At 72.7% G+C, this 21805-nt stretch carries 23 protein-coding genes; 21 read left to right on the top strand and 2 right to left on the bottom strand.

Translation table 11 applies throughout. The annotated features are described in order from the left end of the window. The first annotated feature begins 130 nt into the window (after positions 1–130). Both HCU62_RS05235 and HCU62_RS05240 read left to right on the top strand, forming a co-directional pair. Positions 131–1276: a sensor histidine kinase gene (locus HCU62_RS05235; protein ID WP_163297772.1), complete on the top strand. Its 1146-nt coding sequence runs from the start codon at positions 131–133 to the stop codon at positions 1274–1276. After that, positions 1273–2433: a response regulator gene (locus HCU62_RS05240; protein ID WP_163297771.1), complete on the top strand. Its 1161-nt coding sequence runs from the start codon at positions 1273–1275 to the stop codon at positions 2431–2433. Before HCU62_RS05235 ends, HCU62_RS05240 begins: the two co-directional genes overlap by 4 nt. Positions 2434–2657: 224 nt before the next feature. On the opposite strand, the gene HCU62_RS05245 is transcribed toward HCU62_RS05240, so the two are convergent. After that, a complete protein-coding gene (locus tag HCU62_RS05245) occupies positions 2658–3815 on the bottom strand; it encodes an AAA family ATPase (RefSeq protein WP_163297770.1) in 1158 nt (385 codons plus the stop codon). Between the two features lie 450 nt (positions 3816–4265). On the opposite strand from HCU62_RS05245, the gene atpD reads away from it, so the two are divergent. The 11 genes from atpD to HCU62_RS05300 all read left to right on the top strand — a co-directional run bounded on the left by atpD (position 4266) and on the right by HCU62_RS05300 (position 13229). Then, on the top strand, positions 4266–5684 hold the full coding sequence (gene atpD / locus HCU62_RS05250; RefSeq protein WP_163297769.1) for a F0F1 ATP synthase subunit beta: 1419 nt from the start codon (positions 4266–4268) through the stop codon (positions 5682–5684). Continuing rightward, on the top strand, positions 5681–6088 hold the full coding sequence (locus tag HCU62_RS05255) for a F0F1 ATP synthase subunit epsilon (RefSeq protein WP_246325297.1): 408 nt from the start codon (positions 5681–5683) through the stop codon (positions 6086–6088). Before atpD ends, HCU62_RS05255 begins: the two co-directional genes overlap by 4 nt. After that, positions 6085–6396 (top strand): AtpZ/AtpI family protein, encoded by a 312-nt coding sequence (locus HCU62_RS05260; protein WP_169755473.1) that lies wholly within the window; start codon positions 6085–6087, stop codon positions 6394–6396. Before HCU62_RS05255 ends, HCU62_RS05260 begins: the two co-directional genes overlap by 4 nt. Then, the gene (locus HCU62_RS05265) at positions 6393–6692 is read left to right on the top strand and encodes an ATP synthase subunit I (protein WP_163297768.1); all 300 of its coding nucleotides are present in this window, start codon (positions 6393–6395) and stop codon (positions 6690–6692) included. The genes HCU62_RS05260 and HCU62_RS05265 overlap by 4 nt, the downstream gene beginning before the upstream one ends. After that, complete coding sequence (locus HCU62_RS05270) at positions 6689–7405, top strand: F0F1 ATP synthase subunit A (protein ID WP_169755497.1); 717 nt, start codon at positions 6689–6691, stop codon at positions 7403–7405. The genes HCU62_RS05265 and HCU62_RS05270 overlap by 4 nt, the downstream gene beginning before the upstream one ends. An 83-nt stretch (positions 7406–7488) precedes the next feature. Beyond that, entirely contained in the window at positions 7489–7767 is a 279-nt protein-coding gene (locus tag HCU62_RS05275; RefSeq protein WP_163297766.1) for a F0F1 ATP synthase subunit C, read from the top strand. 2 nt (positions 7768–7769) lie between these two features. Further along, positions 7770–8537, top strand: coding sequence for a F0F1 ATP synthase subunit B (gene atpF, locus HCU62_RS05280; RefSeq protein WP_163297765.1), 768 nt, complete (start codon positions 7770–7772; stop codon positions 8535–8537). Further along, positions 8534–10108 carry an alternate F1F0 ATPase, F1 subunit alpha gene (locus tag HCU62_RS05285; protein WP_425484840.1) on the top strand — a complete coding sequence of 525 codons (1575 nt, stop codon included), beginning with the start codon at positions 8534–8536 and terminating at the stop codon, positions 10106–10108. The genes atpF and HCU62_RS05285 overlap by 4 nt, the downstream gene beginning before the upstream one ends. After that, positions 10095–10997 carry a F0F1 ATP synthase subunit gamma gene (locus tag HCU62_RS05290; protein WP_169755474.1) on the top strand — a complete coding sequence of 301 codons (903 nt, stop codon included), beginning with the start codon at positions 10095–10097 and terminating at the stop codon, positions 10995–10997. Before HCU62_RS05285 ends, HCU62_RS05290 begins: the two co-directional genes overlap by 14 nt. A 76-nt stretch (positions 10998–11073) precedes the next feature. Then, positions 11074–12315, top strand: coding sequence for a mechanosensitive ion channel family protein (locus tag HCU62_RS05295; RefSeq protein ID WP_169755475.1), 1242 nt, complete (start codon positions 11074–11076; stop codon positions 12313–12315). Then, complete coding sequence (locus HCU62_RS05300; protein WP_163299312.1) at positions 12312–13229, top strand: NAD-dependent epimerase/dehydratase family protein; 918 nt, start codon at positions 12312–12314, stop codon at positions 13227–13229. The genes HCU62_RS05295 and HCU62_RS05300 overlap by 4 nt, the downstream gene beginning before the upstream one ends. Positions 13230–13242: 13 nt before the next feature. On the opposite strand, the gene HCU62_RS05305 is transcribed toward HCU62_RS05300, so the two are convergent. Next, entirely contained in the window at positions 13243–13464 is a 222-nt protein-coding gene (locus HCU62_RS05305; RefSeq protein ID WP_163299311.1) for an RND transporter, read from the bottom strand. Positions 13465–13790: 326 nt separating this feature from the next. Here HCU62_RS05305 and HCU62_RS05310 point away from each other — a divergent pair, with 326 nt between their 5' ends. From HCU62_RS05310 to HCU62_RS05345, 8 genes are all read left to right on the top strand, one after another. Beyond that, positions 13791–14699, top strand: a complete 909-nt coding sequence (locus HCU62_RS05310) for a GGDEF domain-containing response regulator (RefSeq protein WP_163299310.1) — start codon at positions 13791–13793, stop codon at positions 14697–14699. A gap of 103 nt (positions 14700–14802) precedes the next feature. Then, on the top strand, positions 14803–15891 hold the full coding sequence (gene mqnE / locus HCU62_RS05315) for an aminofutalosine synthase MqnE (RefSeq protein WP_163299309.1): 1089 nt from the start codon (positions 14803–14805) through the stop codon (positions 15889–15891). Further along, entirely contained in the window at positions 15891–16949 is a 1059-nt protein-coding gene (mqnC, locus tag HCU62_RS05320) for a cyclic dehypoxanthinyl futalosine synthase (protein ID WP_163299313.1), read from the top strand. The genes mqnE and mqnC overlap by 1 nt, the downstream gene beginning before the upstream one ends. 67 nt (positions 16950–17016) lie before the next feature. Then, positions 17017–18306 (top strand): amidohydrolase family protein, encoded by a 1290-nt coding sequence (locus tag HCU62_RS05325; RefSeq protein WP_163299308.1) that lies wholly within the window; start codon positions 17017–17019, stop codon positions 18304–18306. Then, positions 18303–19208, top strand: coding sequence for an MqnA/MqnD/SBP family protein (locus HCU62_RS05330; protein ID WP_169755476.1), 906 nt, complete (start codon positions 18303–18305; stop codon positions 19206–19208). The genes HCU62_RS05325 and HCU62_RS05330 overlap by 4 nt, the downstream gene beginning before the upstream one ends. 3 nt (positions 19209–19211) lie before the next feature. Further along, positions 19212–19931, top strand: coding sequence for a ubiquinone/menaquinone biosynthesis methyltransferase (locus HCU62_RS05335; RefSeq protein ID WP_163299770.1), 720 nt, complete (start codon positions 19212–19214; stop codon positions 19929–19931). Further along, a complete protein-coding gene (rnhA, locus tag HCU62_RS05340; protein WP_163299768.1) occupies positions 19928–20416 on the top strand; it encodes a ribonuclease HI in 489 nt (162 codons plus the stop codon). The genes HCU62_RS05335 and rnhA overlap by 4 nt, the downstream gene beginning before the upstream one ends. A 10-nt stretch (positions 20417–20426) precedes the next feature. Continuing rightward, positions 20427–21788, top strand: coding sequence for a UbiD family decarboxylase (locus HCU62_RS05345; protein WP_169755477.1), 1362 nt, complete (start codon positions 20427–20429; stop codon positions 21786–21788). Positions 21789–21805 lie beyond the last annotated feature (17 nt).

Genomic DNA, 21805 nt, shown 5'->3' on the forward strand with positions numbered 1-21805 from the left:
CGGCCGTCTTGGCGGCGCCATCAACCTTCGGGGCGAAATGCCGATGAGAACACGGGGAACCCCCGAGACCCAGTCTCCCGGCCCCGGGATACCGCCGCGGAACCCGGCGGCCCGGGCCGAAGAGGTGAAGATGGCGGAAGATCCAGGCATGGCCCTCCTCTCCGGCGGCACCCGGCCCGCCGCCCCGGCGCGGGACGGGCCGGGCGACCCGTGCACCGGCCGCTGCTTCTACAACGAGATCCTCGAGAACCTCGACATCGGGGTCCTCATCCTGGACCTCGGCCGGCGGCACCTCCTCTTCGTCAATCCCTCCTCCGCCCTCCTCTTCCAGGACCTCGAGGCCCCGAAGGACTTCGAGGCCCTCTGCCGCCTGCTCCTGCCCGGGGCGGAGGACCTCGGCCAGGCCGCGGCCCGCCTGGAGGGGACCCCCCAGAGCCTCCGGATCGGGGACCGGCTGCTGGGCTACACCATCTACCGGATCGCCGAGGAGACGCTCTGCGTCTTCGTCCGGGACATCACGGAAAAGGCCCGGCTCGAGGCCATCGCCCAGGCCGTGAACACCATGGACAACATCGGCTACATCTTCTCCGGCATCCGGCACGAGATCGGAAACCCCATAAATTCCATCAAGATGGCCATGACCGTCCTCCGGAACAACCTCGCCACCTTCTCCCGGGGCGACATCGCCCGGTACGTGCACCGGGTCCTCGGCGAGATCACCCGGCTGGAATACCTCCTCAAGTCGCTCAAGAACTTCAGCGCCTTCGAAAGGCCGAAGCTGGCGCCCGTGGCCCTCGGCGCCCTGATGGACGACTTCCTGGCCCTCGTCCGGGACGACTTCGGCCAGAAGGGCATCGAGATCACCTGGGAAGCGGCGGAGGACCTCCGCGTCCACACCGATCCACGGGCCCTCCACCAGGTGCTCCTCAACGTCCTCACCAACGCCGCCGACGCCCTGGAAGACCGGCCCCGGCCCCGCATCCGGCTCTCCGCCCGGCGGCGGGACCGGTTCGTCGAGGTGACCGTGGAGGACAACGGCCGGGGCATCCCCGAGAAGGAACTCCCCAACGTCTTCAAGCCCTTCTACACCACCAAGGCCCACGGCACCGGGCTCGGGCTCGTCATCGCCCAGAAGATGCTGGCCCGGATGGACAGCGAGATCCGCATCGAGAGCACCGAAGACGCGGGCACGCGGGTGACCCTCACGCTGCCGGCGGCCGGGGAGCCCGACGCCCCCGGGCGGCCGGCCGCCGAACACCACCGGAGCACGTCATGAAGCACGTCCTCATCGTCGACGACGAGGAATCCCTCCTCCTCACCCTCCAGGAAGGCCTCCAGGCCTACTCGGACCAGTTCCGGGTCATCACCGCCCGGGACGGCCAGGAGGCGGTCTACACCCTGAGCCACAAGCCGGTGGACCTCGTGGTGACGGACCTCAAGATGCCGAAGATGGGAGGGCTGCGGCTGCTGGCCTACATGAGCCGGAACCACCCCGAGGTACCCGTCATCGTCATGACCGCCTACGGCACCCACGAGATCGAGCGCCAGATCGAGGAACTCGGCTACGACCGCTACCTCGAAAAGCCCCTGGACTTCGACGTCCTCACCCACCGCATCTTCGACGCCCTCAAGAGCGCCGAGAAGAAGGGCCACATCAAGGGCATCACCATCGACACCTTCCTCCAGCTGGTGGAGATGGAGAAGAAGACCTACACCCTCAAGATCGAGCACAAGGGGCGCTTCGGTTTCATGTACTTCCGGGACGGCGAGATCCTCGACGCGGAGACCGGGGGGCTCACCGGGGAGGAGGCGGCCTACGAGATCATCTCGTGGTACGAACCCGCCATCAAGATCTTCAGCGGGTGCCGGAAGAAGAAGAAGAACATCGAAGTCCCCCTCACCCACCTCCTCATGGAGGGCTTCCGGATCCGCGACGAGCGGGGCCCCGACGTGGACGAGGGCCAGGCCGAGATGGAGGTGGAAGTGGAGATGGAGGCACCGGAGCCGGACGAGCCGCCGGAGGCGGCCGGCGATCCCCGGCAGGCCCGCCGGGCCGCGCTGGCGGAGGGCTTCGAGTCGCTCCTCGAGGAGCTGCGCACCGTGAAGGGGTACGTGGCCTCGGCCATCCTGAGCTTCACCGGGGAGCTCCTGGTGGGCCACACCTTCGACAAGCACCTGGACCTCGGCCTCATCGGCGCCACCCTGAACGACGTCTTCCGGTCCACCGACGACGCCTGCGGCCGGATCGGCTTCGAGACCTGCGAGACCGCGGCCTACACCACCCCGGGGGGCGTGCTCCTCATGTGCGGTTCCGCCCCCGGGGCCGAGGTCCGGTTCCACCTCATGGCCGTCCTGAAGCCCGACGGCAACCAGGCCCTCATGAAGATCAAGCTGCGGAATCTCCTGCCGGTCATCACCAACATGCTGTCCTGACCCGTCAGGGATCCCCGGTTTCCGCCGCCCGGGCGGCCATCCGCTCCTTCCAGGCCTCGACGGCCTCCCGGCACTCCCGGGCCGGCGTCTCCCGCGTGCACACCGTGCACACCAGGCGCGCGGCCGCTCAGCGGCCGCGGAGCACCGCAGGCCCCCCGCACACCGGGCACGCAGGCCCCTCCGGGTCGGTCCGTCTCCCGCCGTTGCCTCCCTTCATCGCCGCCTCACGCCGGCCCCGGCAGCCGGTCCTCCTCCTGCCGCCGCAGCCAGAGGCCGAGCACCGGGTCCACCACCCGCCAGGGGGCCCCGGGGGCCGGCCGCTCCACCAGGTCCAGCTCCTCAAGCCGCCGGAGGGAATGCTGGACACCCCCCACCGAGCCCAGGCCGTGGCGCTGGATGAACCCCGCGCCCAGCGGGGCCGCCGAGGGTTCGAAGGCGAGGGCCCGGAGGAGCCGCCGCTGGTGGGGCGAGATCCCCTGGAGGACCGCCTCGAAGACCGGCGCCTCGGAGCGGACGAGCCGCTCGAGGGCACCGTCGAGGGCCTTCAGGCAGATCCGGCCGCCGCCCGTGTGGAGCAGGAAGGCCAGCTTCTGGGCATAGTAGGGATGCCCGGCCGCCAGCTCCACCAGGCGCCGGGCCACCTCCGGCGGGCAGGTGCGCCCGCCCGCGGCGAAACGCTCGACCAGGTAACGGGCCAGGTCCTCCGGCGGCAGCGGGCCCAGGGGGTAGTTGATGGCGGCCCGGAAGAAGGGCCGCTGGCGCTCGTTGAAGATCCCGAGGAGCACCCGCCGGCGGCTCCCCACGAAGAAGTACGAGGCCCGGTGTCCCTGGATGTGCCGCCGGAGCGCCGCCTCCACCGAGAGCGCCCCCCGGAGGGTGACGATCTCCTGGAACTCGTCCAGGGTGACCTGCACGGGGGCCCCGCCCTCCCGGACGAAGGCGCCCAGGGATTCCATCGTCCCCTCGAGGAGCTCGAGCCCCGTGGCCCCGGTCCCGGCGGGCTCCACCGTGAGGGTGAAGCCGCCGCCGGCGTCGGGCTTGAGGACCGGGCGGAAGGAGCGCATCACCCGGAGGGCCGTCCGCCAGAGCGGCTCCCGCCCGTGGGTCACCCGGAAGACCGCCTTGGCCAGCCGGGCGGCCACGTCGTCCACGGAGGTCACCCCGAAGAAATCCACGAAGACCGTGACCGCCCCATCGACCCGGAGCCGGTCCTGGACCCGCTTCACCAGCGAGGTCTTCCCGTAGCGCCGGGGGGAATAGACCACCACGTTCCCCCCCGCCCGGGCATAGGCGAGAAGCTCCGCCAGTTCCCGCTCCCGGTCGCAGAAGGGGGCGTCCGGGGGGATCTCCTGGAGCTGGAAGGGATTCTTCTCTACGGGCATGTCGCGCCGGGCCGGGGACACCCGGTATTATGGAGTTTACATTATGGTAGTCCAATAACACCTGCACGGATTCTACGCCCGCCCCGGCCGCGGCGTCAAGCCGCACGGCGCGCCCCCCTCCATTCCGGGCGCCGCCTGTGCTATGCTTTCCCTGGATCCGTGGGCGCTCGAGAACGGGCCAGCGCAAGGCGGTGACGATGTCGATGATACTTTGAGGTATATCGACGAGTTGCCAACGCCGCAGGCGGCCCGTCATCGGACGCCCCGAAGGGCGGGGGAAAAGGACGCCGAAAGGCTCATACCCTGCCCAGGGTCTCGAGTTCCTGGCAACTCGGCCCGATGCATCTCGAAGCCGCCACGGATCCAGGCGCTTCGCAACAGGACCCGGCCCGACCCGCCCTCTCCGGGCGGCCGCGGTGCCGGGCCGGAAAGGGAGAGGCCGACCGCGCCATGGCCACAGACGTCCAGCCCCCCCGGGGCACCGCCGCCGAAGGTCGCGTGGCCGCCGTCCGCGGCAGCGTGGTGGACGTCCGCTTCCCCGGGGGCGTCCCCCCCATGAACCAGGCCCTCCGCGCCGGGGAAGACGGCCGCATCGTGCTCGAGGTGGCCACGCACCTCAGCCCCGATCGGGCCCGGTGCATCGCCCTCACCCCCACCCGGGGCCTCGCCCGGGGAGATGCCGTCCGCGACACCGGCGGGCCCCTCACCGTCCCGGTGGGCGAGGCCCTCCTCGGGCGGATGCTCAACGTCTTCGGCGACCCGGTGGACGGCGGCCCGCCCCTGGATGCCGTGCCCCGCCGCTCCATCCACCAGCCCCCCGTCCCCCTGGAACGCCAGGCCACAGGAACCCGGATCTTCGAGACGGGCATCAAGGTCATCGACCTGCTGGCCCCGCTGGAACGGGGCGGAAAGGCCGGGCTCTTCGGCGGGGCCGGCGTCGGCAAGACCGTGGTCATCACGGAGCTCATCCAGAACACCCTTGCCCGCTACGAGGGCGTCAGCCTCTTCTGCGGCATCGGGGAGCGCTCCCGGGAGGCCGAGGAACTCCACCGGGAGATGGCCGGGGCCGGGGTCCTCCAGAACGCCGTCCTGGTCTTCGGCCAGATGAACGAGCCGCCGGGGGCCCGGTTCCGGGTGGGCCACGCCGCCCTCACCATCGCCGAGCACTTCCGAGACACGGGCCGGCGCGACGTGCTCCTCCTCGTGGACAACATCTTCCGGTTCATCCAGGCGGGAGCCGAGGTCTCGGGGCTCATGGGACGGATCCCCTCCCGGGTGGGCTACCAGCCCACCCTCGCCTCGGAGCTGGCCGAGCTCGAGGAACGGATCTCCAACACCCGGGAGGGCTCCATCACCTCGGTGCAGGCGGTCTACGTGCCCGCGGACGACTTCACCGACCCAGCCGCCACCCATACCTTCGCCCACCTCGGGACCTCGGTGGTCCTGTCACGCAAGCGCGCCAGCCAGGGCTTCTACCCGGCGGTGGACCCCCTGGCCTCCGGCTCCAAGATGCTCACCCCCGCGGTGGTGGGCGCCCGGCACCACCGGGTGGCCCAGGCGGTCCGAAAGACCCTGGCCGACTACGAGGACCTCAAGGACATCATCGCCATGCTGGGGATCGAGGAGCTGTCGGAGGAGGACCGGCGCACCGTCAACCGGGCCCGGCGCCTGGAACGCTTCCTCACCCAGCCCTTCTTCACCACCGAGCACTTCACGGGGCTCAAGGGACGGCTGGTGGCCCTGGAGGACACCCTCGAAGGGTGCGAGCGCATCCTGGCCGACGAGTTCGCGGACGTGCCGGAGAAGGCCCTCTACATGATCGGCCCCGTCACCGAGGCGGAGACAGCCCGCGGGAGCCGGGCGGCATGAACGCCGAGATGCGCCTCCTGCTGCTCCTCCCCACGGGAGTGCTCCTCGACCGGGGCGTCCGAAAGGTGGTGGCCGAGGGCGCCGGTGGCGCCTTCTGCCTCCTGCCCCGCCACGTGGACTTCGTCTCCGCCCTGGTGCCCGGCATCCTGGCCTACGTCCCCGGCGGGGAGGACACGGCGGAACGTTTCGTGGCCGTGGACGAGGGCATCCTGGTCAAGTGCGGCCGCGAGGTGCGGGTCTCCACCCGGAACGCCGTGGCCGGCCCGGACCTCGCCGGGCTCCGGGCGGCGGTGGAACGGCGCCTTCGCCGGTTGGACGAACGGGAACGGGCGGCCCGGGGGGCCCTCGCCCGCCTCGAGACCGGGGTCGTCCGCCGCTTCATGGACCTGGGGCGGCGCCTGTGAAACCGGACCGGGGCGAGCGGCTGGGGCGCGAGGTGCACCGCAAGGCGGGACGCAAGCTCCGGGCCCGGGCCCAGGGGCGCCGCGGCATCTGGTTCGGGCTCGGCATGTTCGGGGTGATCGGCTGGTCCGTGGCGGTCCCCGCGGTGGCCTTCACCGCCCTGGGCGTCTGGCTGGACCGGCACTGGCCGGCGGACTTCTCCTGGACCCTCACCCTCCTCTTCATCGGTGTGGGGGTCGGCTGCCTGAACGCCTGGTACTGGGTCCGGGAACACACCCGGCCCGAGGATGCGGAGGACGAGACCCGATGACCGGCCCGGCACCGCTCGCCCTCTCCGCCGCCGCCGGCGCCCTGATCGGGGCCGCCTTCTTCGGCGGCCTCTGGCTCACCCTCCGCCGGCTTCCGGGGGCCCGCCGGCCGGGGCTCCTCGCCGCGGCCAGCTACGCGCTCCGCCTCGGGTTGGCCGTGGCGGGCTTCGCCGCCGTCTCCGGCGGGCGATGGGACCGGCTCGCCGCCTGCCTGGCGGGCTTCGTGGCGGCGAGGATCGCCATGGCCCGGCGCCTCGGCCCCGGGCGGGAAAGGGAGGCCGCACCGCCGTGCAGATGAACCCGGACCAAGTCGTCCTCTGGTACCTCCACGGGGTGCCGGTCAACGCCACCGTCTTCTTCACATGGGTGGTGATGGTATTCCTCGTGGTGGGCTCCTGGCTGGTGACCCGCCGGCTCTCCCACGGGCCGGAGATGGGCCGCTGGCAAAACCTCCTGGAGGTCGTGGTGACGGGAATGCGGGACCAGATCCGCCAGGTGACCCGGCAGGACCCGGGCGACTACCTCCCCTTCGTGGGGACGCTCTTCCTCTTCATCGCCGTCTCGAACCTCCTGGCCGTGGTCCCGGGGTTCCACCCGCCCACGGGGTCGCTGTCCACCACGGCGGCCCTGGCGATGGCGGTCTTCGTGGCCGTCCCGGTCTTCGGCGTGGCCCGCCAGGGCCTGTGGGCCTACCTCGCCCAGTACCTCAAGCCCACGCCGTTCATGCTCCCCTTCAACGTCATCGGGGAGCTGTCGCGGACCCTGGCGCTGGCGGTCCGCCTCTACGGGAACATCATGAGCGGGGTGGTCATCGGGGCCATCCTGCTCGGGGTGGCCCCGTTCTTCTTCCCCGTCTTGATGCAGCTTCTCGGCCTGCTCACCGGGCTCATCCAGGCCTACATCTTCGCCGTGCTCGCCATGGTCTACATCGCCTCCGCCGCCACGGCCCACCGCCGGACGGTGGCGAAGGAGGGGGAAGCGCCCGCCCCGCGCCCGTCCCAAGGCGGATAAGCGCCGGCGGGACGCACAAAGACGCATGCCGCCGCGGTGCGGAAGCCCCGCGGCCATCACGCAGAAGGAGGACACATCGCCCCATGGACAACCTCGGACTCGTCGCCGCCGTCTCCATCGCCGTCTCCGGCCTCACCATCGCCGTGGGGTCCATCGGCCCGGCCCTGGGCGAGGGCCGCGCCGTGGCCCAGGCCCTCGGCGCCATCGCCCAGCAGCCGGACGAGGCCAACACCATCACCCGGACCCTCTTCGTGGGGCTGGCCATGGTGGAATCCACCGCCATCTACTGCTTCGTGGTGGCCATGATCCTCATCTTCGCCAACCCCTTCTGGGACTACTTCCTCTCCCGGGCCGGAGGCTAGCCGTGGAGATCCACTGGCCCACGGCCGTGGCCCAGGCCGTGAACTTCCTGGTCCTGGTCTTCCTGCTCAAGCGGTTCCTCTACGGGCCCGTGATCCGGGCCATGGACCGGCGGGAACGCGGCATCGCCGAGCGGATCGCGGCCGCCGAGCGGCGCGAGGCCGCCGCCCGGCGCGAGGCCGCGGCCTACCAGGAAAAGGTCCGGGAGATCGAGGCCCAGCGAGAGGCCCTCCTGGCCGAGGCCCGGACGGCCGCCGAGGCCCTCCGGAAGGATCTCCTCCGAGAGGCCCGGGCCGAGGTGGAGGAACTGCGCCGCCGCTGGCGGCGCGACGTGGAGCGGGAACGGGCGGACTTCCTCGCCCGGGTCCGGCGCGAGTTGGCCCGGATGGCCCTTGCGGCGGCGGGGACGGTGCTCCGCGACCTGGGCGGCCCCCCCGTGGAGGAACGGATCGCCGAGGCCTTCCTGGAACGGCTCGCCGCCCTCGGCGACGAAGACCGGCGGCGGCTGGCGGAGGGCGACGCGGGAGAGGTCGAGGTCGCCTCCGCCGCCCCCCTCCCCGCCGGCCTCCGCGACCGGATCGCCGCCGCCGTCCAGGAGATCACCGGCCCCCGGCGGATCCGCTTCACCGAGGCGCCGGACCTCGTGGCCGGCCTCGCCCTCCGAACCCCCGAGGTCACCGTGGAGTGGAACGCCGCCGACCACCTCCAGGGGCTCGATGAGCGGCTCGAGGCGGCCCTGTCGGCCCCGGAGCCGACCGGGACGCCGGGCTGAGAGGCACGGCCGTGGCCCTGCTCGACGAGGCACTGGCCCAAACCGCGGCGGCCTTCGACGCCCTGGCCGACTCGGCGCCGCCGCGCCTCGAGGCCCGGGAGTTCGGCCGAGTCCTCGACGTCGGAAACGGCGTCGCCCGGGTCGGCGGGGTGGCCGGGGTCCGCTCCCAGGAACTCCTCCGGATGAACGGCGGCGTCCTGGGCATCGCCTTCAACCTGGACCCCGGGGAGGTCGGCGTCATCCTCCTGGGCGACCATCCCTCCCTGGCGGCCGGCTCGCCGGTGCGTCGGACGGGCCGCGTGGTGGACACCCCGGTGGGGCTCGGCCTCCTCGGCCGAGTCCTCGACGCCACGGGCCGCCCCCTGGACGGCAAGGGCCCCGTCGCCGCCGAGGACCGCTGGCCGGTGGAACGGCAGGCCCCGGCCATCATGGACCGCGCCCCGGTCAGCGTCCCCCTGGCCACCGGCCTCAAGGTGGTGGACGCCATGGTCCCCATCGGCCGCGGGCAGCGGGAGCTGATCCTCGGCGACCGCCAGACCGGGAAGACCACCCTCGCCCTGGAGGCCATCCTGAACCAGCGCCCCGACGACGTCATCGGCGTCTACTGCGCCGTGGGGCAGCGCACCGCCGCCGTGGCGCGGGTGGTGGAAGACCTCCGCCGCCACGGGGCCCTCGACCGGTGCATCGTGGTGGTGGCCTCCGGCGACGACCCGGCCGGGCTCCAGTTCATCACGCCCTATGCCGCCACCACCATGGCGGAGTACTTCGTGGAACGGGGCCGCGACGTCCTCGTGGTCTACGACGACCTCACCCACCACGCCCAGGCCTACCGGGAGCTGAGCCTGCTGCTGCGCCGGCCGCCCGGCCGCGAGGCCTTCCCCGGCGACATCTTCTACATCCACTCCCGGCTCCTCGAACGCGCCACCCGCCTCCGCGAGGACCTCGGGGGCGGCTCCCTCACCGCCCTCCCCATCGCCGAGACCGAGGCGGGCAACCTCTCCGCCTACATCCCCACCAACCTCATCTCCATCACCGACGGCCAGGTCTACCTCTCGCCGGACCACTTCCAGAAGGGGCTGCTGCCGGCGGTGGACGTGGGGCGCTCCGTCTCCCGGGTGGGAGGCAAGGCCCAGCTGCCGGCCTACCGGGCCGTCACGGGGGAGCTGCGCCTCGCCTACGCCCAGTTCGAGGAGCTCGAGACCTTCGCCCGCTTCGGCACCCGGCTCGACGACGCCACCCGGCAGGCCCTGGAGCGCGGGCGGCGGGTGCGGGAGGTCCTCAAGCAGGACCAGTACCGTCCCCTCCCCCCCGCCCTCCAGCTCGCCGCGCTCCTGGCCGCCGCCCGGGGCCTCTTCGACGCGGTGCCCCTGGACGACATGGCCCGGGCGGAGGAACTGGCGCGGGAGGCGGTGGCCCGGGAGCTCCCCGAGACCTGCGCCCGGATCGAGGCCGGGGCGCCCCTGGCGCCCGACGACCTCGACCGGATGGCGGCGGTGATCCGGGCGGCGCTGGCCCCGTGGGCGCCCCCGGCCGACGCCGGGGCCATGGAGGAGCCGGATGCCCGCCCTTGACGCCCTGGAGCGGACCATCGCCACCGTGACCGACCTCCAGTCGGTGGTCCGGACCATGAAGGCGCTTTCGGGGGCGAGCATCCGGCAGTACGAGCGGGCGGCGGAGGCCCTGGCGGAATACCAGCGGACGGTGGAACTCGGCCTCCAGGCCGTGCTGGGAGCGGGCCTCCGGCCCGCCGCCCCGGCGGACCGACGCCGCCGCCCCGGCGGAGGACGCCTCGGTGCCGTGGTCTTCGGCTCGGACCACGGCCTCTGCGGCCGCTTCAACGAGGACGTCGCCCTCTTCGCCGCCGAGCACCTCCGGCCGGCCGCCGGGGGCGCCGGGCTCCGCCTCATGGCCGTGGGCTACCGGGCGGGAGGACACCTGGCCGCCCTGGGCCTCGAGCCGGAGAAGACCCGATCGCTCCCCGCCTCGGCGGAGGCCATCACCGGGACCGTCCAGGACCTCCTCCTCGAAATCGACGCCTGGATGGCGGCGGACCCGGACCTCACCGTCCTCCTCTTCCACAACGCCCGCCCGGCCGGCCATCCCCTGCCCCGGCCCCGCCGGACCCGCCTCCTCCCGGTGGACCCCGACCGGTTCGCCCACCTGGCCGGGCGCCCCTGGCCCTCGCGCTCCCGCCCCGCCTTCTCCCTGTCGCCCGCACGCCTCTTCCCGGCACTGGTGCGGGAATACCTCTTCGCGGTGCTCTTCCGAACCACCGCCGAATCCCTGGCCGGGGAACACGGGGCGCGGATGCTCGCCATGCAGGCCGCGGAACGCAACATCTCCGACCGGCTCCAGGAACTCCGCACCCGGTACAACCGCGAGCGGCAGGAGGCCATCACCGGGGAGCTCCTCGACGTGGTGGCGGGCTACGAGGCCCTCTCGGGGAGCAGAGCCGGGTGACCCCCCGCGCCCCCGGCCTTGGCACCGGCCCGAAGCCGTGCTAGAGATCCGGAGACGGAGCCGAGGCCCGACGCCCATGGAACTGGTCCCCCAACTGACAGCACTCCTCGACGAGGCCTACGCCCGGGACTGGATCGCCGCCGCGGGTCTCGTCGCCGCCGCGGCCGCCGCCTTCGCCGCCACCCGCCGGTTTCTGCTCCGCCCCCTCCACGCCGCGGTCCGCCGCACCCGGACCACCTGGGACGACGCCCTCGCCGCCCGCAGGGTCTTCGAACCGCTGGCCTGGATCGCCCCGGCCCTCGTCCTCCACCTGGGGCGCCACCGCTTCCCCGCCGTCCAGGAACCGGCGGACCGGGTCCTCGGCGCCTATGCCTTCCTGGTGCTGCTGGTCCTCCTCGAGCGGCTCCTGTCCGCCGCCGACGACATCTACCGGACCTACCCCGTCTCGCAGCGCCGGCCCGTGAAGGGCTACATCCAGGTCCTCAAGATCTTCCTGTGGGTGGTGGGCGGCGTTTGCACGGTCTCCCTCCTCCTCGGGCGCTCCCCGTGGGTCTTCCTGAGCGGGGTGGGTGCGCTCACCGCCGTCCTGCTCTTCGTCTTCCGAGACACCATCCTCTCCCTGGTGGCCAGCCTCGAGATCGCCTCCAACGACATGGTCCGGGTGGGGGATTGGATCGAGATGCCCAAGTACCACGCCGACGGCGACGTGGTGGAGATGGCCCTCCACACCGTGAAGGTCCAGAACTGGGACAAGACCATCACCACCATCCCCACCTACAAGCTCATCGAGGAATCCTTCCGGAACTGGCGGGGCATGCAGGAGGCCGGCGGCCGGCGCATCGCCCGGGCCCTCTACCTGGACCAGACCAGCGTCCGGTTCTGCGACCCGGACCTCCTGGAACGCCTGCGCCGGATCCAGATCCTGGCGGACTACATCGCCCGGAAGGAGGCGGAACTGGCGACCTACAACGCGGCCCGCGGCGTGGACGCCTCCGTCCCGGTCAACGGCCGCCGGATGACCAACCTCGGCACCTTCCGTGCCTACGTGGAGGCCTACCTCCGCCACCACCCCCGCATCCGGCAGGACATGACCCTCCTCGTGCGCCAGCTCGCCCCGACCCCGGAGGGACTCCCACTCCAGGTCTACGCCTTCACCGACACCACGGCGTGGGCGGCCTACGAGGCCATCCAGTCCGACATCTTCGACCACCTGCTGGCGGCGCTGCCGGAGTTCGGCCTGCGGGTCTTCCAAAAGCCCTCGGGTCACGACCTGGCCGCCTGGCCGGTCGTCGCCGGGGGCGGGGCACCTCGGCCGTGACGCGCGCCGAGCGGCATACCGTCACCGGGGCCTTCGGCTTCACGGGCCGGTTCCTGGCCCGCCGGCTGCTCGAGGCGGGCCACGAGGTCCACACCCTCACCGGGCACCCGGACCGGCCGGACCCCTTCGGCGGCCGCGTGGCCGTCCACCCATACCGGTTCGACGACCCGGCGGCCATGGCCGCCTCGCTGGCCGGCACCCGCGTCCTCTACAACACCTACTGGATCCGGTTCGAGCGGGGATCGGCCACCTTCGCGGCCGCCGTCCGCAACACCCGGGCCCTCTTCCGGGCCGCCCTGGAGGCCGGGGTGGAGCGGATCGTCCACGTGAGCATCGCCAACCCGGAGACGGACCCGGACCTCCCCTACTACCGCGGAAAGGCGGAGCTCGAGGCGGACCTGGCCGGGCTCGGCGTCTCCCATGCCGTGGTCCGCCCCACGGTGCTCTTCGGGCCGGGCGACATCCTCATCAACAACATCGCCTACCTCCTTCGGCGGCTGCCCGTCTTCGGGGTGGCGGGGGACGGCGCCTACGGCATCCAGCCGGTCCACGTGGACGACCTCGCCGCCCTCATGGTGGAGCTGGGCCGAGACACCCGTGACTGCACCGTGGACGCCGCCGGCCCGGAGACCTTCACCTACGAGGGCCTCGTCCGGCGGATCCGGGAGGTCCTCGGGCTCCGGACCCCCATCCTTCACCTCCCGGACCGGGTGGTGCTGGCCGTGGCCCGGGCGGCCGGGTGGCTTCTGGGCGACGTGGTCCTCACCCCGGACGAGCTCACGGGCCTCAAGGAGGGCCTCCTCGTCTCACGCGAGCCGCCCCGCTGCCCCACGCGCTTCGACGAGTGGCTCCGCCGCAACGCCCACGCCGTGGGGATGCGTTACGCCTCGGAGATCCGGCGCCACTACCGCTGATGAGACCGCTGCTTCAGCCCCGGCCAAGAGCCCGGGCCGCCTTGATTCCCAGCAGCACCAAGGGCAGGGCGTGCCAGAAGAGGTCGAAGACGTCCAGCGGCCGCCGGAGCGTCCCGGAAAAGAGCATCTTCAGCTTCTGCCAGAGGTGCGGCTCGGGGTGAAAGGGCGCCAGCGCCATGAACACCGCCACCGCGGCCAGCAAGGAAAACGGGACGTCGTCGAGCCATCGCCACATGGAGGCACCTCCCGGCGGCGCCGCGTCTTGCAAGATGCCTGGATCCGTGGGCGTTCAAGGACGAGCCAGGTGCAAGGCGGCAACGTTGCGTATAGAGTTGCCAACTCGGGCAGATGGCCCGTCATCGGGCGCCCGAAGGGCGGCGGGGCCGCCATGTGAGGATCATGCTTCGCCCACGGCCTCGAGTTCCAGACAACACGCCCCAATGCGTCGCAACGCCGCCACGGATCCGGGAGATTCCCCGCGCCGCCTGCTCATGGTATCCTAGCATGGATCATGGCGGGGATCTTGCCGCCCCGCCGGGAAAAATCCAAGGGGACAAAGAGATGAACCCCCAAGGCGACCCGAACCCGCCCGAGCCGGTGTGCATCCTCCTCGTGGAGGACAACCCCACCGACGCCGCCCTCATCCAGGAGATCCTGGCGGCGAAGGCCACCCACGAGTTCGACGTGCACCACGTGGACACCCTGCGCAAGGCCGAAGGCTACCTCGACCGCATGGGCTGCGACATAGTCCTCCTGGACCTCAACCTCCCCGACGGCCGGGGCCTCGAGGTCCTCGACCGGGTCCAGGCCCGGGCGGCGGACACCCCCGTGGTGATCATCTCGGCGGTGGAAGACGAGCAGCTCGCCCTGGAGGCGGTCCGCCGCGGCGCCGAGGACTACCTCTTCAAGGGCCAGGCCGACCCGGCCCTCATCGTCCGCTCGCTCCGCTACGCCCGGGAACGCTACCGGCTCCGCATGGAGCTCAGGTCCCTCACCCTCACCGACGAGCTCACGGGCTGCAACAACCGCCGGGGCTTCTTCACCCTGGCGGCCCAGGTCTTCAAGACGGCGCGGCGGGCGGGGGCGGTGCTCGAACTCCTCTTCGTGGACATGGACAACCTGAAGGCCATCAACGACCGGATGGGCCACGAGGCGGGGGACCAGGCGCTGGCCGCCCTCGGCACCCTCCTCCGGAAGGTGGTGCGCGAGCCGGACGTGGTGGCCCGGGTCGGCGGCGACGAGTTCGCCGTCCTCGCCCAGGTCTCGGGGAAAGACGCCGGCAAGGCCCTGGAGAAGAGGATCCTGAAGGCCATCGAGGCCTACAACGCCGGGGTCGAGGCCGACCGGCGGCTCTCCGTCAGCATCGGGCGGGCGGCCTGCACCATGGAGGACGACTGCACCATCACCGAGATGCTGGCCCGGGCCGACGAACTCATGTACCGACACAAGAAGGCCAAGAACGCCCCCTGATGCGCCCTGCGCCGGTTGCGGCCGTCCCCCTTCTCTGTTACCCATGAGCCCGGAAGCCGGCCGGAACCGACGGCCGGGGGAAGGAAGCGGGCCCCGGGCGCACATGCTGCAGGCACTCAAAAAGGCCGATCTCTTCGGCATCTATGAAAAGGTCCAGGCGGGCGCCCGGCTCGACGCCGGCGATGCCGAGCGGCTCTACGCCACGCCGCACCTGCCGCTCTTGGGCTTTCTCGCCAACATCGTCCGCGAGCGGCTGAACGGCGACGCCGCCTACTACATCTACAACCAGCACATCAACTACTCCAACGTCTGCGTCAACCTCTGCCGCTTCTGCGCCTTCGGGAAGCCCAAGGACGACCCGGCGGCCTACCAGATGGACCTCGACGAGATCGCGGCCAAGGTCCGGGAACGCAGGGACGAGCCGGTCCGAGAGATCCACATCGTGGGCGGCTGCCACCCGGACCTCCCCTACGATTACTACCTCGACCTGCTCCGGACCGTGAAGGCCGAACGCCCCGGGGTCCACATCCAGGCCTTCACCTGCGTGGAGATCGCCCACATGGCGGACCTCGCCGGGAAATCCATCGAGGCGGTCCTCGAAGACCTCAAGGCGGCCGGGCTCGGCTCCATCCCCGGCGGCGGGGCCGAGGTCTTCAGCCCCCGGGTCCGCGAGCGGCTCTGCCCGGACAAGCTCCCCGGAAAAGACTGGATCGCCGTGGCCAAGGCGGCCCACCGGCTGGGCCTCAAGAGCAACGCCACCATGCTCTACGGCCACATCGAGACCGTCCGCGAGCGCATCGAGCACCTCCTCGCCCTCCGCGAGGCCCAGGACGAGACCGGCGGCTTCCTGTGCTTCATCCCCCTGGCCTTCCACCCGAAGAACACCGACCTCGCCGACCTCTCCCGGACGGGGGGCGTGGAGGACCTGCGCAACATCGCCGTGGCGCGCCTCGTCCTGGACAACATCCCCCACATCAAGGCCTACTGGGTGATGCTCGGGCCCAAGGTGGCCCAGATCGCCCTCTCCTTCGGCGCCGACGACCTCGACGGCACGGTCCTCGAGGAGCGGATCACCCACATGGCCGGCGCGGAGACCGAGCAGGCCATGGCCCGCACCGAGATGGAGCGCCTCATCCGGGCCGCCGGCCGGGAACCGGTGGAGCGGGACACCCTCTACGAGCGGGTGGCGTGATGGATACCCTGGTGGAAAAGGTCCGGGCCGGAAAGCGCCTCTCGGGCGAAGAGGCCCTGGTCCTCCTCGAGGAGGCGGACCTCCTGCTCCTCGGGCAGCTGGCCGACGAGGTCCGCCGCCAGCGCCACCCCGAGCCCGTGGTGACCTACGTCATCGACCGGAACATCAACTACACCAACGTCTGCGTCTCGGGCTGCCGGTTCTGCGCCTACTTCCGGCCGCCGGGCCACCCCGAGGCCTACGTCCTCTCCCGGGAGGAGCTGGGCCGAAAGGTCGAGGAGACCCTGAAGCTCGGCGGCACCCAGGTCCTCCTCCAGGGCGGGCTCAACCCGGACCTCCCCCTGGAGTTCTACGAGGAGATGCTGGACTACATCAACGGCTGGTTCGGGGTCCACTGCCACGCCTTCTCGCCGCCGGAGATCGTCTACTTCGCGGACCGCAGCGGCCTCACGGTGGAGGAGGTCCTCCGGCGGCTCGTGGCCGCCGGCCTCAAGTCCATCCCCGGCGGCGGGGCCGAGATCCTGGTGGACCGGGTGCGGCGCGAGATCTCGCCGCGAAAGGCCACGGCGGACCAGTGGCTCGCGGTGATGGAGACGGCCCACGGGCTGGGGCTCCGGACCACGGCCACCATGATGTTCGGCCACGTGGAGACCCCGGCGGAGCGGATCGAGCACCTCCTCCGGCTCCGGGACCTCCAGGACCGGACCGGGGGCTTCACCGCCTTCATCTGCTGGCCGTTCCAGCCCGGCAACACCGCCCTGAAGGACCTCCCCCCGGCCACCGGGCACGACTACCTCCGGACCCTGGCGGTCTCGCGCCTGGTGCTCGACAACTTCGCCAACATCCAGGCCTCCTGGGTGACCCAGGGCCCGAAGGTGGCCCAGATCGCCCTCTTCTTCGGCGCCAACGACTTCGGCAGCACCATGATCGAGGAAAACGTCGTGGCGGCCGCCGGCGTCAGCCACCGCCTGGCGGAAGACGAGATCCGCCGCCTCATCCGGGAGGCCGGCTTCACCCCGCGGCAGCGGACCATGGACTACCGGCCGGTCGGCCGCTAGCCCCGCCCCCCGGCATGCCCTGCCACCCGTCCTGCATCGCCGCCGGGTCCGCCCGGCGCCCGGCCCCGTGAAACCCGTCCCGAACCGATACCGCCCCGGCGGCGCGGCGGAGGCGGCCGAGCCCGAGGCCCTGCGCCTCCACCTGGCCCGCTGGGTGGTCCCCGTGGCCTCCCCGCCCCTGGAGGGCGGCGCCGTGGCCACCTTCGGCGGGCGGATCGTGGACGTGGGCCCGGCCCGGGAGCTTCGCACCCGCTACCACGCCGAGACCCACGACCACGGCGACGTGGTCTTCATGCCCGCCATGGTCAACGCCCACTGCCACCTCGAGCTCTCCGCCCTCCGGGGGCGGCTCGCGCCGGCCGGGAGCTTCGCCGCCTGGGTCCGGGCCCTGGTGGCGGCCCGGGAGCAGGCCGACCCGGCGGAATGGGAACCCGCCGCCGAGGAGGCCGCCCTGGACATGGCCATCAACGGCGTCCTCGCCGTGGGCGACGTGGGCAACACCCCCCTCGTCCCCCGCCTGGCCGCCAAGGACCCGGAGGCCTGGCCGCTCCACGGCGTCTTCTTCCGGGAGGTGATCGCCCCCGGGGGCGACAGCCAGGATCCAGGGGAGCTTCATGCCGAGACTCCCGACCCTCCGGGCGGCAAGTTCCGGGTGGCGCTGTCGGCCCACGCCCCCTACTCGGTGGCCCCGGACCTCCTCCGGGCCATCAAGGCATGGGACCGCGACCACGGCCTCCCCTTCGCCGTCCACGTGGCGGAATCGCCGGAGGAGGTGGCCTTCCTCCGCGACGGGACCGGTCCCATAAGGGAATTCCTCGAGGAGCGCGGCCACATTCCCCCGGGGTTTCGCCCGGCGGGGTGCTCGCCCGTGGCGGCGCTCCACCGCCTGGGCCTCCTGGACCCCGGGACCCTGTGCATCCACTGCGTCCACCTGGAACCCGGCGACGAGGCGCTCTTGGCCGAAAGCGGCGCCGCCGCCTGCCTCTGCCCGAGAAGCAACGTCTTTCTCGGGGTGGGCCCGCCCCCGGCCGAGCGCCTCCACGCGGCCGGCGTCCCCCTGGCGCTCGGCACCGACAGCCTGGCCAGCAACGACAACCTCTCGGTCTTCGCCGAGATGGCCAGCCTCGCCCGCCTGGCGCCGGGCCTTCCGCCGGGGGCGGTCATCGAGGCCGCCACCCGAGGCGGCGCCCGGGCGCTCGCCCTCCAGCGCGAGCTCGGCACCCTGAGCCGGGGTCGGGTCGCCGCCTTCCTGGCCGTCGGCCCGGCTCCCGGCCGGCCCTCGGATGTGTTAGAATTCGTGATCCATGCGTCCGCCCAGGACAAGGCGGTCTGCTACTGGATCGAGGACACCCCGTGAAGACGACGCCCGCGCCGCGCCGCCCCCGGCTCCGGGTCGGCATGGTGAACTTCATCAACACCGCCCCCATCTACCTCCCCTGGAAGGAGATGGGCGAAGACCCCCGCTTCGAGGTGACGGAGGCCCCGCCCACCCGCCTCAACCGCCTCCTGGCCGAGGGCCGGCTGGACGTGGGGCTGGTCTCGGCCTTCGCCTACGCCCAACTCCACGCCAGGACCGCCATCTTCCCGGACCTCGGCATCAGCGCCACGGGGCCGGTGGGCAGCGTCATCCTCTACAGCCGCGTCCCCGTGGAGGAACTCGACGGCCGGACCATCCGCCTGACACCCCATTCCGCCACCTCGGTGCACCTGCTCCGGATCCTGCTCGAGGACATCCTCGGCCTCCGCCCGCGCTACGTCACCGGGGAACTGCCCCCGCCCCACCTCCGGGATCCGAGCATGGGGGCCTACCTGGCCATCGGCGACGAGGCCCTGCGGCTCGCCGCCGACCCGGATCCATGGATCCGCCTGGACCTGGCCGACATCTGGCGACGCCGGACGGGGCTCCCGTTCGTCTTCGCCGTGTGGGCGGTCCGGAAGGAGGCCTGGCGGCGCGACCCGGAGGCCGTCCGGGCCCTCTACCGGAGGCTCCGGAGCTGTCTCAGGGCGGGGCGGGCCGCCCTCGGCCGCATCAGCCGGGCCGTGGCGCCCCGCATCCCCATGAGCCCGGAGGCCTGCCTCGACTACCTCCGGGGCATCGAGCTGGACCTCGACGCGGCCAAGCGCCGCGGGCTCCGTCACTTCTTCCGGCGGCTCCACGCCCTGGGCGCCCTCCCCGAGGTCCCCGCCCTCGAACTCCTCCCGCTGCCGGGGGACGATGCCGCCGAGGCCCCGCCGGCCGTCCGGTCCCTCGCCTCCTGACCCGTGGACGTCCCCGCCGGCCCCGAAAAGCGCTCCTTCGTCCGTCGCAAGTTCGCCGCCGTCACCGGCCGCTACGACCTCCTGAACACCCTCCTCAGCCTGGGCATCGACCGGCGGTGGCGGCGCGCGGCGGCCCTGGAGGCGGCCGGCGCCCCGCCCGGGCCGGTCCTGGACCTCTGCGCCGGGACCCTCCCCCTCTCGGCCGCCATCGTCCGGGCCGGGGCCGGCCCGGTGGCGGCGGTGGACTTCTGCCTGGACATGCTGCGTGAGGGGACGGCCCGGATGCGGCGACGGCCGGAAGGGGCGCGGATCCACCCGGCCTGCGGCGACGGGGAGCGGCTGCCGCTGGCCGACGCCAGCGTCGCGGCGGTCACGGTGGCCTTCGGGGTCCGCAACCTCGCCGACCTGCGCCGGGGCCTGGCCGAGATGCACCGGGTGCTCGTCCCCGGCGGCAAGGCGGTCATCCTGGAGTTCTCCCGGCCCGAAAACCCCGCCTTCGCCCCCCTCTACCGCTTCTACCTCCACCGCGTGCTGCCGGCCGTGGCGGGGGCGATCTCCGGCGACGCCGAGGCCTACCGCTACCTGGCCGATTCCATCGAGGCCTTCGCGTCGCCCGCGGAACTCGCCGCCCTCATGGAGGCGGCGGGCTTCCGGGACGTCCGCTGCCGCCCCCTCACCCTGGGGGTGGTCACCCTGACCACGGCCTGGAAGGAGGGCCGGTGAATCGGCCCGCGGGCGGCGACGTCGTCCGGGTCTTCACGGACGGGGCCTGCTCCGGGAACCCCGGCCCCGGGGGCTTCGCCGCCATCCTGCGTTCCGGCGCGGCGGAGAAGGAACTGGCCGGCTGGTCGGCCCGCACCACCAACAACCGGATGGAGATGCTGGCCGCCATCCGGGCCCTGGAGGCCCTGAAGCGCCCCTGCACCGTGGTGATCACCACCGATTCTCAGTATCTCCGCCAGGGCATCACCCAGTGGCTGCCGGCCTGGAAGCGCCGCGGCTGGCGGACCGCCGCCGGGCACCCGGTCAAGAACCGGGACCTGTGGGAACGGCTGGACGCCCTCTGCCGGCGCCACCGGGTGGAATGGCGCTGGGTCCGCGGCCACCGGGGCCATGCCGACAACGAGCGGGCCGACACCCTGGCGCGGCAGGCCATCGCCGACGGCCGGGCGGGGCGCCTCGCCGAGGATCCCCTCGGCCCGGCCTGAGGGCGGCGGCGTGGAACTCCGGGACTTCCTGTCGGCCCTCGAAGTGGAGGGCGAATTGGTGCGGATCCCGGACCGGGTCTCCCCCCGTCTCGAGATCGGGGAGGTCACCCGGCGGGTGGCCGCGGCCGGCGGGCCCGCCCTGCTCTTCGAGCGCCCGGGGGACTTCGACATCCCCGTGGCCACCAATCTCTTCGGGACCGCCCGGCGCATGGCGGCCGCCCTGGGTGTTTCGGACCTGGGAGACCTCGGGGACCGCTTCCTCCGGTTCCTCGACCTCGACCCGGCGGCCCGCCGGTCGCTGGTGACGGAGGTGGACGAGGCGGCGGCCCCCTGCCGGGAGGTGGTCCGGGACGGCCGGGCGGCGGACCTCGGGGAGCTCCCCGTCCCCCTGGCCTGGCCCGGGGACGGCGGCCCCTTCCTCACCCTACCCGTGGTCCTCACCCGCCACCCCGAGACCGGCGAGGTGAACGCCGGGATGTACCGGGTCCAGGTCTTCGACGCCCGGACGGCGGGCCTCGGGTGCCACCCCGCCTCCGGGGCCGCCGCCCACGTCCGGGCCGCCGAGGCCGGGGGCCGCCCCCTGGACGTGGCCGTGGCCCTCGGCCCCGCCACGGCCCTCACCTACGCCGCCACGGTCCCGCTCCCGCCCGGCCTGGACGAGCTCTCCCTGGCGGGCTTCCTCCAGGGCGCGCCGGTGGCCGTGGTGCCGGGCCGGACGGTGGACGTCGCCGTGCCCGCCGGGGCCGAGATCGTGGTGGAGGGCCGGATCCAGCCCGGCGAGCGGCGCCCGGTGGGGCCCGCGGGCAACCACACCGGCCGCTACGCCCCGGCGGTCTCCGCCCCGGTGATCCGGGTCACGGCCGTGACCCGCCGGGATCGGGCCGTCCTCCCCGCCACCCAGGTGGGGCCGCCCCCCCAGGAAGACCGCTGGTTCGTCCGGGCCACGGAGCGGCTCTTCCTCCCCTGGTGGCGGCGCCGGTACCCCGGCCTCCTCGACGTCCACCTGCCCGAGGAGGGCCTCTTCGGCCACATCGCCCTGGTCCGGGTGGCCCGCGGCCATGGCCGGGACGTCCTCCGGTCCCTCTTCTCCGCCCCCTTCCTCGGCGGCTTCAAGCTCATCGCCGCCTTCGACGAGGAGGTGGACCTCCGGGATCCCTCCCAGGTCCTCTGGCGCCTCGGGGCGGACCTCGACCCGGAGCGGGACCTCGTCGTCCCGGACCCCGACCTTGACCCCGCCCCTTCCCTCCCCCACTATGGGGGCAGGCTGGGCCTGGACGCCACCCGGGGCGCCGCCCGGCCCATGCGCCCCGACCCGGCCGCCGCCCGCCGGGCCGCCGCCCTCTGCCGGCGCCTGGAGCTCGCCGGCCGGTAACGCCGCTGGAGACCGCC

This window comes from Dissulfurirhabdus thermomarina, assembly GCF_012979235.1.
Taxonomy (GTDB): domain Bacteria; phylum Desulfobacterota; class Dissulfuribacteria; order Dissulfuribacterales; family Dissulfurirhabdaceae; genus Dissulfurirhabdus; species Dissulfurirhabdus thermomarina.

Excerpts from the sequence above, each read along its gene's own strand:
- HCU62_RS05240 (WP_163297771.1), top strand. The coding sequence starts at position 1,273 with ATGAAGCACGTCCTCATCGTCGACGACGAGGAATCCCTCCTCCTCACC.
- HCU62_RS05245 (WP_163297770.1), bottom strand. The coding sequence starts at position 3,815 with ATGCCCGTAGAGAAGAATCCCTTCCAGCTCCAGGAGATCCCCCCGGAC.
- HCU62_RS05275 (WP_163297766.1), top strand. The coding sequence starts at position 7,489 with ATGGACAACCTCGGACTCGTCGCCGCCGTCTCCATCGCCGTCTCCGGC.
- HCU62_RS05290 (WP_169755474.1), top strand. The coding sequence starts at position 10,095 with ATGCCCGCCCTTGACGCCCTGGAGCGGACCATCGCCACCGTGACCGAC.
- HCU62_RS05265 (WP_163297768.1), top strand. The coding sequence starts at position 6,393 with ATGACCGGCCCGGCACCGCTCGCCCTCTCCGCCGCCGCCGGCGCCCTG.
- HCU62_RS05310 (WP_163299310.1), top strand. The coding sequence starts at position 13,791 with ATGAACCCCCAAGGCGACCCGAACCCGCCCGAGCCGGTGTGCATCCTC.
- HCU62_RS05235 (WP_163297772.1), top strand. The coding sequence starts at position 131 with ATGGCGGAAGATCCAGGCATGGCCCTCCTCTCCGGCGGCACCCGGCCC.
- HCU62_RS05305 (WP_163299311.1), bottom strand. The coding sequence starts at position 13,464 with ATGTGGCGATGGCTCGACGACGTCCCGTTTTCCTTGCTGGCCGCGGTG.
- HCU62_RS05295 (WP_169755475.1), top strand. The coding sequence starts at position 11,074 with ATGGAACTGGTCCCCCAACTGACAGCACTCCTCGACGAGGCCTACGCC.
- HCU62_RS05270 (WP_169755497.1), top strand. The coding sequence starts at position 6,689 with ATGAACCCGGACCAAGTCGTCCTCTGGTACCTCCACGGGGTGCCGGTC.
- mqnC (WP_163299313.1), top strand. The coding sequence starts at position 15,891 with ATGGATACCCTGGTGGAAAAGGTCCGGGCCGGAAAGCGCCTCTCGGGC.
- atpD (WP_163297769.1), top strand. The coding sequence starts at position 4,266 with ATGGCCACAGACGTCCAGCCCCCCCGGGGCACCGCCGCCGAAGGTCGC.
- mqnE (WP_163299309.1), top strand. The coding sequence starts at position 14,803 with ATGCTGCAGGCACTCAAAAAGGCCGATCTCTTCGGCATCTATGAAAAG.
- HCU62_RS05255 (WP_246325297.1), top strand. The coding sequence starts at position 5,681 with ATGAACGCCGAGATGCGCCTCCTGCTGCTCCTCCCCACGGGAGTGCTC.